Origin of the sequence: Stomatohabitans albus (genome assembly GCF_036336025.1) — a bacterium.
Lineage (GTDB): Bacteria > Actinomycetota > Nitriliruptoria > Euzebyales > Euzebyaceae > Stomatohabitans > Stomatohabitans albus.
Window position 1 is genome coordinate 137,562 of record NZ_JAYKKE010000003.1, and the last position, 13,017, is coordinate 150,578.

12 protein-coding genes and 1 pseudogene are annotated in these 13,017 nt (G+C 51.6%); 3 read left to right on the plus strand and 10 right to left on the minus strand.

Annotated elements, in window-relative coordinates:
• Nucleotides 1–7: 7 nt before the first annotated feature.
• From serA to prfB, 8 genes and pseudogenes are all read right to left on the minus strand, one after another.
• Nucleotides 8–1,582 carry a phosphoglycerate dehydrogenase gene (serA, locus tag VCU37_RS08335; protein WP_336250187.1) on the minus strand — a complete coding sequence of 525 codons (1,575 nt, stop codon included), beginning with the start codon at nucleotides 1,580–1,582 and terminating at the stop codon, nucleotides 8–10.
• Nucleotides 1,583–1,611: 29 nt separating this feature from the next.
• A complete protein-coding gene (locus VCU37_RS08340) occupies nucleotides 1,612–2,730 on the minus strand; it encodes a mannitol-1-phosphate 5-dehydrogenase (protein ID WP_336250188.1) in 1,119 nt (372 codons plus the stop codon).
• Nucleotides 2,730–3,065: pseudogene (locus tag VCU37_RS08345) on the minus strand (PTS mannitol transporter subunit IIA); the annotation flags it as partial. The pseudogene VCU37_RS08345 and the gene VCU37_RS08340, both read right to left, overlap by 1 nt.
• A 15-nt stretch (nucleotides 3,066–3,080) precedes the next feature.
• Nucleotides 3,081–4,691 carry a PTS mannitol transporter subunit IIBC gene (locus VCU37_RS08350; RefSeq protein WP_336250189.1) on the minus strand — a complete coding sequence of 537 codons (1,611 nt, stop codon included), beginning with the start codon at nucleotides 4,689–4,691 and terminating at the stop codon, nucleotides 3,081–3,083.
• A 26-nt stretch (nucleotides 4,692–4,717) separates the two neighbouring features.
• Complete coding sequence (locus VCU37_RS08355) at nucleotides 4,718–5,611, minus strand: methylenetetrahydrofolate reductase (protein WP_336250190.1); 894 nt, start codon at nucleotides 5,609–5,611, stop codon at nucleotides 4,718–4,720.
• Between the two features lie 76 nt (nucleotides 5,612–5,687).
• Nucleotides 5,688–6,566, minus strand: coding sequence for a permease-like cell division protein FtsX (ftsX, locus tag VCU37_RS08360; protein ID WP_336250191.1), 879 nt, complete (start codon nucleotides 6,564–6,566; stop codon nucleotides 5,688–5,690).
• Nucleotides 6,556–7,242: a cell division ATP-binding protein FtsE gene (ftsE, locus tag VCU37_RS08365; protein ID WP_336250192.1), complete on the minus strand. Its 687-nt coding sequence runs from the start codon at nucleotides 7,240–7,242 to the stop codon at nucleotides 6,556–6,558. Before ftsE ends, ftsX begins: the two co-directional genes overlap by 11 nt.
• Nucleotides 7,243–7,362: 120 nt before the next feature.
• Nucleotides 7,363–8,493: a peptide chain release factor 2 gene (prfB, locus tag VCU37_RS08370; RefSeq protein WP_336250193.1), complete on the minus strand. Its 1,131-nt coding sequence runs from the start codon at nucleotides 8,491–8,493 to the stop codon at nucleotides 7,363–7,365.
• 145 nt (nucleotides 8,494–8,638) lie between these two features.
• Between prfB and VCU37_RS08375 the strand changes: the two genes are divergently transcribed.
• From VCU37_RS08375 to VCU37_RS08385, 3 genes are read left to right on the plus strand one after another with little or no spacing between them, the layout of a single operon-like run.
• Entirely contained in the window at nucleotides 8,639–9,301 is a 663-nt protein-coding gene (locus tag VCU37_RS08375; RefSeq protein ID WP_336250194.1) for a metal-dependent transcriptional regulator, read from the plus strand.
• A 2-nt stretch (nucleotides 9,302–9,303) separates the two neighbouring features.
• Nucleotides 9,304–9,864 carry an NUDIX hydrolase gene (locus tag VCU37_RS08380; protein WP_336250195.1) on the plus strand — a complete coding sequence of 187 codons (561 nt, stop codon included), beginning with the start codon at nucleotides 9,304–9,306 and terminating at the stop codon, nucleotides 9,862–9,864.
• Nucleotides 9,861–10,484, plus strand: coding sequence for a YdcF family protein (locus VCU37_RS08385; RefSeq protein ID WP_336250196.1), 624 nt, complete (start codon nucleotides 9,861–9,863; stop codon nucleotides 10,482–10,484). Before VCU37_RS08380 ends, VCU37_RS08385 begins: the two co-directional genes overlap by 4 nt.
• A 90-nt stretch (nucleotides 10,485–10,574) precedes the next feature.
• Here VCU37_RS08385 and VCU37_RS08390 read toward each other — a convergent pair whose 3' ends face one another.
• Together VCU37_RS08390 and VCU37_RS08395 are read right to left on the minus strand one after the other, a co-directional pair.
• Nucleotides 10,575–12,155 (minus strand): vWA domain-containing protein, encoded by a 1,581-nt coding sequence (locus tag VCU37_RS08390; RefSeq protein WP_336250197.1) that lies wholly within the window; start codon nucleotides 12,153–12,155, stop codon nucleotides 10,575–10,577.
• 87 nt (nucleotides 12,156–12,242) lie between these two features.
• Nucleotides 12,243–13,007 carry an inositol monophosphatase family protein gene (locus tag VCU37_RS08395; RefSeq protein ID WP_336250198.1) on the minus strand — a complete coding sequence of 255 codons (765 nt, stop codon included), beginning with the start codon at nucleotides 13,005–13,007 and terminating at the stop codon, nucleotides 12,243–12,245.
• Nucleotides 13,008–13,017: the final 10 nt, after the last annotated feature.

The following is a 13,017-nucleotide window of genomic DNA, read 5'->3' on the forward strand; positions in this document are numbered from 1 at the left end:
TTTCTCCTTAGGCTTCCAAGGTCACGCTATCGACGCTTTGCGCACCAATACGTTCCCCAAGCGTATGCGCAATCGTGCTAGGTACAGGACTATCAACGGTTAATACACACGCCGCCATCCCACCATGAATGGTTCGAGCCACTTGCATGGACCCAATATTGATGTCCGATTCACCGAGTAATTGGCCAATGAGACCGATCACACCTGGGCGATCGGTGTAGCGCATAAACAACATATGTGCTGACAACCCCACATCCAAGGCCAGCCCATCCATTTCAACCAGACGAAGCTGGTCATTCACCCCACCTAAGGTGCCACCCACGCTGTAGGGGCCAGAACGAATGATAATTTCGTTCGTCCAGTCATGATCCCCTGGGCGTTTAATCGTTGATACTTCAAGCCCACGGCTCTTTGCCATTTGTGGGGCATTAACAAAGGTGACGGGTTCGCTGACCACCCCAGCCAACAACCCGCGCAAAACAGCAAGTTGGGCGGCCCGAGTATCTTCCTCGGCGATATCACCGATAAACTCAATTTCTACAGGGGTCCCAGCCCAGGGCACCACCTGCAAGAACAATCGGCCAAGTTCTTGTGCAAGTGGCATAAAGCGTTTGGTCAGTTCTGGTACCTGACCAGAGACGCTGAGGTTCACGGCACTTGGAACAAACTCTCCATTTAAAGCGGCCACAACCGCCTCCGCGACCTGCGTTCCTGCCTTATCTTGCGCTTCAACCGTACTTGCTCCAAGGTGAGGGGTGGCCACCACGTTCGGAAGGGTTAATAGCGGGTGGTCGTGGGGTGGTTCTTCTTCAAATACATCAAGGGCAGCTCCGGCAATCTCGCCATCAACAAGTGCCTGATACAGAGCCGATTCATCAGCCAACCCACCACGGGCTGCATTGATAACAAGGGCGGATGGCTTCATTCGTTTAAACTGTTCCGCACCTAAAATGCCAATCGTCTCTGGGGTACGTGGCAAATGGACCGTAATGATGTCAGCGACGTCACAGACTGCGTCCACACTGTCGAGCAATTCAACTTTCATCGCCTCAGCCCGCTGAGCATTAATAAATGGGTCATAGCCCACAATCGTTACCCCAAAGGCACGTAACCGTTCACAAACCAGCCCACCGATGCGGCCAAGACCGATAACACCAACAGTTTTTCCGTATAGTTCTACACCTTTTAAGCTATTGCGTAGCCATTCATTTTGGCGCAATCCAGCATCTGCGGTTGGGATATGACGCGCCAGGCTCATAAGCAAGGCAATGGCATGTTCCGCAGCACTAATCACGTTCGACTGTGGAGCATTGCACACCAAGACCCCACGCTCAGTGGCCGCATCAATATCCACATTGTCCAGCCCAACCCCAGCACGAGCAACCACTTTCAAGTTATCGGCAGCATTGAGGACCGGAGCGGTGACCTGGGTGGCAGATCGAACGACGATAGCGTCGTAGTCGCCAATCACGTCGACAAGTTCAGCTTCGCTCAGTCCGGTGCGCACATCAACGTCATAGTGCTCACCAAGGACATCTACACCGGCCTGACTTAATGCGTCAGCCACCAATATCTTGGTCATGTTGCTATCTTTCCTTAGAAGGTCAGGGGTTATTGAGATCGATTGATAACGCCAGCAAGTGGTTCAAACGCTGGCGAACCTGGCGAAACGCCCATTACGGATTGCACGAGCTGTTCGGGCGTAGAATCTGCAACAAGGCGCGCAAGTTCATCGACTTCATTGTCGCCATCGGCACGGAAGTCTAACCCGGCTTGAACGACTCGGAGCAAAGTCGTGACAGGTAGGCCACGTTCGATTCCTTGCACAATTGGATTGATGAACCGTTCATTGGGCCCCAGTTTCCGTATGGGGGAACGACCAACCCGGCTCACGGCATCATCAAGGCCAGGGTTTTCAAAACGGTTCATAATCGTTTGCACGTATGCGGCCTGCCCTTCGGAATCAATCTGGGCATATTTATCCACAAGGATGGCACTGGTCTCATCTAACACAGCCTGAACCATGTCACGGACCCGGTCATCACTCATCGCCTCAGCAATGCGCTCATACCCATAGGTTTGACCAACCCACGCCGCAGTGCAGTGGCCAGTGTTTACCGTAAAGAGTTTGCGTTCAATAAAGGGTCCGAGATCATCAACAAAGAGGGCACCGGGCAGGGCTGGCCGCTCCCCTTCGGGCAACTCAATCACCCATTCAAAATACGGCTCAACCTGTACATCCAAACCAGCACCAGATTGGCTGGGCACAATGCGGTCAACTGCGGTATTTGCCCAACGGGCGTGACCGGCCTGTTCCATATGCGTTGCAACCGCTGCTCGTAATAGGTCGGTTGCTCGAATGGCGTTCTCACAGGCCATTACAAGAACAGGCGGTTTATCGGTACTACGCATCTCAATGGCCTTGGCGATACTCGGTGCGATATGGGGAAGAATGGACGCACCCACCGCGGTTGTGATGATGTCTGCTTGGGCCATAGCAGCGATAGCCGCATCTGGGTCCGTCGCACTATTAATCGCACGCACACCGGTAACCGTATGGGTTGTCCCCTGGGGTGCTACTTCATGAACCTTCCACGTGCCTGAATGGTCTATAGCATCAATAATGTCTGCATTCACATCAGTGAATGTGAGGGCGTAGCCAGCCTGATAGAGCACCAGTCCGATAAACCCTCGACCGATATTGCCGGCACCAATATGAACCGCACGCATTAGGACTGCTCACTTAAGATGTGTTGAATCGCTTCATAGCTTGTCGCGGCCTTAAATGCAGCTGCCTTTTCCTCGTCAGAAAAGATCTCTGCGATACGTCCAAGTACCGCCAAGTGCTGATCACCTGTTGCCGCAATCCCGATAACAGTGTCTACAGGTTGACCATTCCAATCAACCGGTTCGTCAAGACGCAAAATCGCGATTGCTGTCCGGTTAACGCCGCCGCGAGCTTGGTGCAGCCCATGAGGAATCGCTAACCCGTTCCCCATGGCGGTACTGACATCTTGCTCACGTTTGTGCATCGAATCGGCATACGCCTGGTCCGTCACTCCCGAGGTGACAAAGAGCTGTCACACCTGCTCAATGGCGTCGTGTTGGTCCGTCGCTGATCCATGTAAAACGGTTAAATCTTCACTCACCAGCTTGGCTAAGGCACTGATCGTGTCAGCTTCTTCTCGTATTTCAGAAGATGGAGCCGGTTCAGTCAGACCAGACGTGTCTTCGTCTTGGGCGTTAGAACGGTTCACCATCTCGACAACCTCCCCGTAGCGGGGGCTGTTCATGAAATTATCGACCGTAACGATCGTGGCGCTAGGGACCAAGGGTGAAGCCCGATCAGCCAAATCTTGATGAACGACAACCACGTCATAGGTATCAGTCAGTTCACTGATTGCCTTATTGGTTACTTCAACCTCACTATGACCCGAATTCTGCACGAGTTTGCGCAACACACTCGCACCCATCGCACTTGACCCCATTCCCGCATCACAGGCAAACACAATCCGTTCAATTGGTTTGGTTGATTGCGCCGCTGTACCGGTCAAAACCCCAGCGACCGCGCTCTCTTTACCCTTTAAATCCTCCATCTTGGCGGTAGCCTCACCAAGGGCATCACTGCGCGTGGCTCGAACAATAGGGGCAGCCACAATCAATGCAACAGCAGCAGCCCCAAAGACGGCAATCAAAGCCGGAATCTTATCGGGTGTTTGGATTAGCACGGCAATAATTGATCCTGGTGCAGCTGGGGCACGCAACCCTACACCCAGCAATACATTCAAAAAGACCCCAGTCATCCCACCAGCTATGCACGCCACGACGAGAAGAGGCTGCATCAGTACATAGGGGAAATAAATCTCGTGGATACCCCCAAAGAAGTGGATGAGGGCCGCTCCTGGCGCTGAGGTTCGAGCCGTTGACTCTTTTCGGCCAAATAGCATCCAGGCAAGCAAAATCCCAAGGCCAGGGCCGGGGTTGGCTTCAAGCATGAATAGCACACTTTTGCCATCAACGAGGGCCTGTTCAGTACCTAACGGTGTGATGATGCCATGGTTGATGGCGTTATTTAAGAACAAGATTTTGGCTGGTTCAATGAGAATGGACGTTAAAGGCAACAAGCTGTTGTCTACTAAAAACTGCACACCGGCAGCCATGACCGAGGAAAACGCCGCAACCACAGGACCAATGGCTAGTAATCCGATGATGGCCATAGCCCCTGAAAAGATTCCAGCCGAAAAGTTATTGACAAGCATTTCAAACCCGCTGGGAATGGAATCACCCCAGAGGTGGTCAAGTTTCTTCATGCCCCAAGCCGTGAGTGGACCCATAATCATGGCTCCAATGAACATGGGCACCTCAGACCCAACGATGACCCCCATTGTGGCCATAGCCCCCACAACACCACCACGGATGTTGTATACGTTGTAGCCGCCCATAAACCCAATTAAGACCGGCAACAGATAGGTAATCGTAGGCCCAACTAAGGCCGCAATCGTTTCATTAGGAAAGGGCCCATTCTCAATAAAGAGGGCCGTAATAAAGCCCCAAGCGATGAATGCCCCGATAACTGGCATCACCATATTGCTGAGTTTGGTACCAAACTGTTGGATACGGACACGGACGCCAGGCTGACTGACTGTCGTTGAGCTTGTCATAAATCCTCCAGAATCCGAAGGGGTGTGCATACCTCACCTACCCAAAGCCCGATGAGCTACTGATCGTGGGTAGGGAGTGTGAGTCGCTGCACGAGTTCTTGGCTCGCGGTGCTCTTATTGAGGGTGTAGAGGTGAATACCAGGGGCACCGGCATCAATGAGCGATTGGGCAAATTGTGTTGCCCAATCGATACCTGCACTGGCTTGATCTGACGGGTTTTCAAAGGATGAAAGTGTTTGGAGTAAGCGGTCGGGCATGGACCCACCACTCATCGTGACCATACGCGAAATTTGAGAGGCGGACGTCGGTGGCATGATGCCTGGAATAATCGGTTTGGTGGCGCCATACTGACTTGCCCTCATGACCAGGTCCTCATAGTGGCCGATGTCAAAGAACATCTGGGTAATCGCAAAATCGGCTTGTTCAAGTTTGAAGGCTAACCATCGGGCGCTGTCGTCAAGGCCACTACTTTCGGGGTGCCCTTCGGGAAACGCCGCTACGCCAATGATGAACGGCTGGTCGGGCCGTTCACGCTCTCGAATTGCGGCAACCAGTTCACTGGCGTGGTTAAAGCCACCTGGGGTGGGTTCCCACTGTGCCCCAAACCCACCAGGTGGATCACCTCGTAATGCCATGATGGCACGGACACGTGCATTATCGAGCTCTTCAACAACGTCGAGGACCGCTTCCGCGGTTGCATTCACGCAAGTAAGGTGCGCCATGGCGGTCATATTCGTTTCGGATTGAATCCGTCCGGTGATACCAACGGTACGGTCTCGGCTGGAGCCACCCGCACCATAGGTCACACTTACGAATGTGGGATTGAAGGGTTGCAGATCGCGGATCGTACTCCACAATGCGCGCTCGCCTTCATCTGTCTTTGGGGGAAAGAACTCAAAGGAAATACTGGGCGTCGCCGCATCACAAAGCACATCACACAAAGCGGTCATGCCCGAAAGTCTAGAGGCATGACCGCATAACACGAATGAACGTTTGTCCGTTTACCCAATTTGGGCGATGACAGAGTTACACCTGTAAGAAGCGCCGGAGTGCAGCCATTGAAATCAACGCACTGGCTAATACCGTGCCACCGATGAGAATGGGAGAAATGGCAATGACATCGGTCAGTCCAATAAAAGGTAGGAACTTAACCGAATCGGCAAGCCCACTGGCATAGAGGCGAACGCCGACGGCAAGCAGACCACAAGCAATCATCGAACCAATGAGGCCAGTAATGATCCCTTCAATCATGAAGGGGCCACGGATGTACCAACTTGTTGCCCCAACGAGACGCATGATTGCGGTTTGCTCACGACGAGCAAACGCCGTTAATCGAATCGTCGTCGCAATGAGCATTGAGGACGCCAATGCAATGAGGACTGACATACCCAACGTAAATTGGCGAATCTGGCCCATAATCGCAAAGAAGTTATTCAGGCTGTCACGCTGGTCGACAATTTCATCCACACCTTCACGACCTTCAAACATGGAGGAAATAACCTCAAACTGTTCGGGGTCATTCAATTTGATACGGAATGAAGCTGGCAACGCATCAGCAGTGGCATCTTGCAGAAGAATGGGATCTTCGGCAAAGATTTGTTTGGCATTCTCAAGTGCCTTTTCCTTGGACTCGTACACCACACTGCTCACAACATCTTGGTTTTCTAGGTCCCGTAACAAGTTCTGTTGTGTTTCTGGGGCAATGTTGTCAAGCAGATACATCGACACTTCAACGTCGGCGTACAAGACATCTTGAACAAGGGCGACCTGACGTTGAACGAGTAAGCCACCCCCAACGAGGAGACAGGTGACCGTAATCGTCAGCATGGTCGCCATCGTCATCATGGCATTTCGGCGCAAGCCGATGCTGACCTCAGCCAGCACATAGCGCAATCTAGCCAACATGGTGATACTTCCCCTTCATTTGGTCACGAACAAGATCACCGTTGCGCAACTCAATCACGCGTTTTTGCATAGAGTCCACAATCTGGGCATCGTGAGTGGCCATCACAATCGTCGTTCCAGCCTTGTTAATCTGATCCAACAACTTCATGATGCCAACACTGGTTTCAGGGTCTAGGTTCCCCGTCGGCTCGTCACACAACATAATGCGTGGACGATTCACAATGGCCCGTGCAATAGCAACTCGCTGTTGTTCACCACCAGACAATTCACGTGGCATGGCACTTGCTTTTTCAGCAAGACCCACAACGGCAAGTGCATCTGGTACATCAACCTTGATTCGGTCGGGTGTCTGTCCGGTTACTTCTTGGGCAAACGCCACGTTCTCGTAGACCGTCTTGGTTGACAGCAACTTGAAATCTTGGAATACACAGCCAAGCTGTCGTCGCAGGGTGGGAACGCGCCAAGGTTTCAGACCGACAACGCTTTTACCTGCCACAAAAATGTCGCCACTGTCTGGTTCTACTTCTTTGAGTAGCAGCCGGATAAAGGTGGATTTACCTGAGCCCGAAGGGCCGATTAAAAAGACAAACTCACCTTTACCAATGTCGACGCTGACATCATTCAGCGCCGCAATAGTGTTTTTGTAGGTTTTACTCACCCGTTCAAACGTGATCATCAGTTCAGAAGGTACCCGTTAGCGCAGCTAAACCCACGCATCTCAACCGGACAAGCGGCCAAGAGCAGCAGTTGTTTGCCACGGTAACAGGAAAATAGACAACAATATGTACTGGCCTATTTAGTCGACATCTGCACCGACTGGATTACCACCAGCGGCATGCCACTGAAGCCAAGCCATCATGAACCCATCCAAGTCACCATCCAAAACAGCCGTCGTAGCACTTGTTTCATAGCCCGTTCGCAGGTCCTTCACCATTTGGTATGGGTGCAGCACATAGGAACGAATTTGACTTCCAAACGCCACGTCAGCTTGTTCGCCACGAACCGCATCAAGTTCGGCCTGACGTTTCTGTGCTTCCAAAAGTAAAAGTTTGGATTTCAAGAGCCGCATCGCCGTTTCACGGTTCTGAAGCTGTGACCGTTCATTCTGGCAGCTAACAACTAATCCTGTTGGTAGGTGGGTGATACGGACCGCGGAATCGGTTGTATTTACCCCCTGACCACCTGGGCCTGAGGAGCGGTACACATCGATACGGAGATCATCATCTCCAATGACTACATCGTCGGCAGCCTCGTCCATTTCAGGCACTACATCCATTGATGCAAATGACGTGTGGCGTCGGGCATTGGAATCAAACGGACTAATGCGTACCAATCGATGGACCCCATGTTCGGATCGCAACCACCCGTACGCACGGGGGCCTTTAATCCCATAGGTCACCCGCCGTATCCCCGCTTCATCACCGTACTGGGTTTCGTATTCTTCAACGTTGAATCCGTGGTGTTCAGCCCAGCGGGTAATCATCCTTGCGATCATCTGAGCCCAGTCTTGGCTTTCGGTACCGCCAGCCCCGGCTTGAATGGTCAGCACTGCATCACGGCTATCAAATTCGCCACCCAGCAGTACCCGTACCTCCAACTCAGCAAAATCGGCCTGGAGTTCGTCTAACCCTGCTTTGACTTCAGCAATTGACTCTTCATCGTCTTCTTCTTCACCGAGTTCAAGGAGCGTTTCAAGATCATCCAATTTGGTTACAAATTGTTCGTAGACCTTTACATCATCCTCAACCGCAGCCAGTTCTTTCCCTACAGACTGCCCTCGTTGAGGATCGTCCCAGAGGGAAGGATCAGCAGCAAGCTCCTGTAATTCAGCTAACCGGGCGCGTTTGGTGTCAATATCCAAATAGCGTTCGACCTCATCAACTTTGGAACGGAAGGTATCGAGGGCAGAAGCAAATTCGGAAGCCATACCATTAGGCTAGCGTTCGACCTCAACAACGAGATACATGAAATCCCGTGCGCATGGGTAGTTTTCCTTGTGCGTTTTGGTAGCCGAGCAGGTGTAAGTTAGCTTGGAGACAGTTACCTCTACCTGAATGGAAGATTGAGGACGAATGACGCCGCTAATCGATGCCACTGAGATGTATCTGCGCACGGTTTGGGAGCTAGTTGAAGAAGGCATCCCACCTCTGAGAGCACGTCTCGTTGAGCGCCTCGGGGTTAGCGCACCAGCAGTCAGTGAAACGGTGGCCAAGTTAGAGGCAGAAGGCTTGGTGTACCTGGATGAACGCCGACGGGTCATTTTGACTGAGAAAGGCCAGCATCTCGCTGCCGGTGTGATGCGTAAACATCGTCTTGCAGAACGATTGCTCACGGACATTGTTGGTGTGGATTGGGCATTCGCCCACAGCGAAGCCTGTAAATGGGAGCATGTCATCTCAGACACCGTGGAAACAAAGATCTATGACGTCTTGGGTGGACCTACGACAAGCCCCTTTGGTAATCCAATCCCTAAAGGTGATGTGCCTACCCCTTGGCGTGATCTCACCACCGTTCGTTTAGCGGCTCGTCATCCTGGTCGCGGTGTTATTGCACGTATTAGCGAAGCCGTTCAGTTTGATATCGAGTTACTTGAACAAATGGAACGCGCTGGAGCTATTCCAGGCGCGTCAGTAACAATCCAATCCGGCCCGGATGGTATTGAAATCAGCGCTGATAATGGTCTGGTGTATATGACAGAAGACCAAGCCGACCATGTTTGGGTTGCCTCCTCGTAACCATGACACCCATTACGCAACTTAATGCCTTGCGTGCCCACCGCACGCCCGTTGATGAGCGTGAGGCTGCCGCCTGGGATGAAGTGGCCACATTTTTACAAACCCCTCCTGCTGATAGTGACACCGTCCACATCACTGCGGCTGGCATTGTGGTGAGCGAACGAGGGGTGATGTTGTTACAGCACAAACGACTAGGCATTTGGGTTCAGCCGGGCGGCCATATCGAAGCAAATGAGGCACCTCATCGTGCAGCACTTCGTGAAAGCCGTGAAGAAACCGGACTGGCGATCCGCCATCCTGCTGGCGGGCCACGACTGATCCACATTGATGCCCATGACGGTGGACGTGGTCATCGTCATTATGACTTTCGGTACCTCCTTAAAGGGCTGGGCACCACCCCCCGACCGCCACATGGGGAAAGCCAACAGGTGCGGTGGTGCACCCCTGATGAAGCAATTGGCTTGGCCGATGACGGACTGGTCGGTTTATTTCGGGCTTGCCCTACCAATCCAATCAACACATTTACTACCCATCTCTATTCCCTTTCTGTACCGATTACATGACTTGGTTACGTCGTGGCTTCCAAGCCGTTCTTGTTGTCCTTGTGGTGATAGTGATCTATCTCCTTGTGACAGCGGCTCAGATTCTGTGGGTAGCCGGCCACGATTCTGCTCGCCAAGACGAACCAAGCCAAGCGATTGTCGTTCTGGGGGCCGCTCAGTGGAGCGGACGACCGTCGCCAGTATTTAAAACTCGCCTTGACCAGGGTAAATACTTGTGGGAGCAGCATTATGCACCGGTTGTTGTTTTAACTGGCGGCCAAGGCGGTGAAGGGGAAACCTCCGAAGCCAAAGTAGGGTACACCTACTTGCGGAATCAGGGGATGCCTGATGACGCATTGATGCTAGAGGTACAAGGGCGATCGACGTGGCAGAGTTTGAAAGCCAGTTCACGGTTTTTAAAAAACCAGGGCATCACAACAGTCACCCTTGTCAGCGATGGCTGGCATCTGGCTCGAGCAAGTGCCATGGCAGCCCGTTTGGGATTAACGGTTACTACAAGCGCTGCCCAAGAATCAGCACTATCCCAAGAGAAGGAGTGGCAGGCCATTTACCGCGAGATTGTAGCCCTCGGGGTTGGCCGCATTATCGGATTCGACCGACTCGACCGGCTGGGGCACTAACGGGCACTAGCCCAGCACATCCCCTCCTCGCTTCTGTGTTCGTCGTATGCCGAGTTATTCCGTCCACACCAACGCTAACGACGTAGCAAACTATTCGGACGGCGCATCTGACACCCCACCGCCAACACGTTCCTTTCGTGGAATGTAGTACTGACTTGACTGCATATAGCGACTTGTAGGAGGGATATAGGCAACCGTTTGTCCAAGGTATTGATCTAATGATTGTAGATAATCATTAGATGCCTTCTCTATCTCGCTACGACGTGCTTTAAACTGTTTGAATATTTCGTCATAGCGTGCTCGAGCTTTGGTTTCCAACAGGTAACTTACATAGTCATCACCTGAATCTATCCCAACCTCTTTTCCAAGCTTAAGTGCCTCTAGAATGACATCGTGATATTCCTCTGAATAAGAGTTATATAAATCAAAGTTTGCCGTTACACCTTCATGCTGACTCTTCCAAACGTTATCTTTCAATGGATAATCGAGCGGCTGCCACTGGTAGGTAGAATTAGACAACTCATGAATACGCTGTAACTCCGACGTCAAGTTTACGGCATCATTTGCGTTGGCATAATATCCACCACCCGACTCTGCGATAGCACGAAGTTCCTTGTCTTGGTTGGCATCAACATTAAACCCAATTATTCCCATCACGACATTCGTGTTGGCTGCTTTTACCTGTTGGGCAATACCTACTGGATCACCGTCACATGTTTCAATCCCATCAGTGACGATATAGAGGATATTGAGGTCCTTTTCAGCTGATTGGTGAGTCAAATCCTCACTACCCATTGCAATGGATTGGGCAATAGATGTCCACCCTGTGGGCTGAATTGAACCCAGCGCATCCGCTACCTGTGCACTATTGTTACTGGCAATCGGTGCCACAAGCTCGTTTGCCGCGCACGATTCAGCTTTACCTGCTTTTTTATTAGTACCTCGATGGCCGAAGACACGCAATCCGACCTTGGCATGGGGTGGTAATTGATTAACCACGTTAGTAATAGATTCTTTGGCAATATCCATCATGGTCCTGCCATCAATGTTCGCTGCCATCGAACCACTAGCATCTAGAACTATTTCAATATTAACATTGTTTGTTTCAACAACAGGTTCATGATTAAATGGATTATCACCACTATCCTTAAAAATAAGATATCCCCACTTATCAGGTGTTTCCAATACTTCGTGTTTTCGCCCCACCAAGTAGAGGATTTTTGCAAGCATTGTGGCGATTCTAGGATCATCCCTATCCTTCAATCCCTTTGGCAACACAGGAGTAATCTTTTTAAGCTCAGCCTTAATATTTGCTTCCCATTCCTGATTTTTCCGGTCATAATCAGGATCATCTTTGTAAGGCTTTTGATAAATACCTGGTGGCGTTTGTATTGCTTGCTCATAGGTGCTTTCAGGGAGTTCGCTTACCCCATTCACCCCTTGGCCAAGCTGCAAACTATCCTCATCATCACCAGATGGCGCCGACGACGCACGGGATTCACTGGTGGCTACATTCGCCATGGCACTCGATGACTGGCTTGGTGACATGCTACCTTCAGGAAGTTGCACCGTTGTATCGGCCTGTTCATCAGCCGATGGGGTGCAGGCGGCGAGTGCCCAAGCCAACGCCAATGCGGTAACAAATAAACGATGTGTCGATGTACGCAACATACCAATCCTTTCATTCCATGAATGGGTATTGTGACGTATCACAAGGATCAACAGCGATACCACCCATCATGACCAAATAGACAAGATCTAGGCCTTGAACCGGCTCAGCATCGTGTCGTGAAGCCCTTTGGTTGATACCACCGCAGCTAAATCATCTCGACCTTCTGGAGTCCACACGGTCATAGCGCCCCCAGCTTCAGGAATGATCACCCGCAGGGGGGCGATGTCATATTCCATGATCCCATGGTCAATCATCGCATCGGCACGGCCAGTCGCCAGGAGTAGCCAGGCATATGCATCACCCCAGGTGCGCACCATCGTGTCTCCACGTATAAAAGCTTCGCGCATCGTAGGGGTAGCCCATTCAAAACCGGAAGTCAGAATCAAACTCATACGAGTAAGTTCAGTAGTTGTTCGTACCTTGGCCGGTACGACGTCACCATCGGCGCGCTCCCAGAACGCCCCTCCGTCACGAATCGCATACACCGTTTCGCCTAATGCTGGAAGATGTACGACCCCAATGAGCGGACCAGCAACATCTTCAACGGCGATGAGAACACCATAGAGGGGCACCCCGTGAATAAAACTCTTAGTACCGTCAATAGGGTCGATTGTCCACACATAATCACTGGTGCCAAGCTGCTCTCCAAACTCTTCACCAACCATCCCATCACCAGGAAATTGTTCACCGATGCGGGTTCGGATGAGCGCCTCAGACCCGGTATCTGCCAGCGTCACGGGAGATGAGTCCTGCTTCATCTCAACTTGTAAACCGGGTTTATTGAAGTACTCCAGCGTCAACTGGCCAGCTTCTTTTGCAATTGCCAATGCAGCTTCTAAACGTGGATTCATCGTTTAACCT

Coding starts and splice junctions, on each gene's coding strand:
- VCU37_RS08390 (WP_336250197.1), bottom strand. CDS start 12,155: ATGTTGCGTACATCGACACATCGTTTATTTGTTACCGCATTGGCGTTG.
- VCU37_RS08380 (WP_336250195.1), top strand. CDS start 9,304: ATGACACCCATTACGCAACTTAATGCCTTGCGTGCCCACCGCACGCCC.
- ftsE (WP_336250192.1), bottom strand. CDS start 7,242: ATGATCACGTTTGAACGGGTGAGTAAAACCTACAAAAACACTATTGCG.
- VCU37_RS08355 (WP_336250190.1), bottom strand. CDS start 5,611: ATGACCGCTTTGTGTGATGTGCTTTGTGATGCGGCGACGCCCAGTATT.
- VCU37_RS08385 (WP_336250196.1), top strand. CDS start 9,861: ATGACTTGGTTACGTCGTGGCTTCCAAGCCGTTCTTGTTGTCCTTGTG.
- VCU37_RS08340 (WP_336250188.1), bottom strand. CDS start 2,730: ATGCGTGCGGTTCATATTGGTGCCGGCAATATCGGTCGAGGGTTTATC.
- ftsX (WP_336250191.1), bottom strand. CDS start 6,566: ATGTTGGCTAGATTGCGCTATGTGCTGGCTGAGGTCAGCATCGGCTTG.
- VCU37_RS08350 (WP_336250189.1), bottom strand. CDS start 4,691: ATGCACACCCCTTCGGATTCTGGAGGATTTATGACAAGCTCAACGACA.
- VCU37_RS08375 (WP_336250194.1), top strand. CDS start 8,639: ATGACGCCGCTAATCGATGCCACTGAGATGTATCTGCGCACGGTTTGG.
- VCU37_RS08395 (WP_336250198.1), bottom strand. CDS start 13,007: ATGAATCCACGTTTAGAAGCTGCATTGGCAATTGCAAAAGAAGCTGGC.
- serA (WP_336250187.1), bottom strand. CDS start 1,582: ATGACCAAGATATTGGTGGCTGACGCATTAAGTCAGGCCGGTGTAGAT.
- prfB (WP_336250193.1), bottom strand. CDS start 8,493: ATGGCTTCCGAATTTGCTTCTGCCCTCGATACCTTCCGTTCCAAAGTT.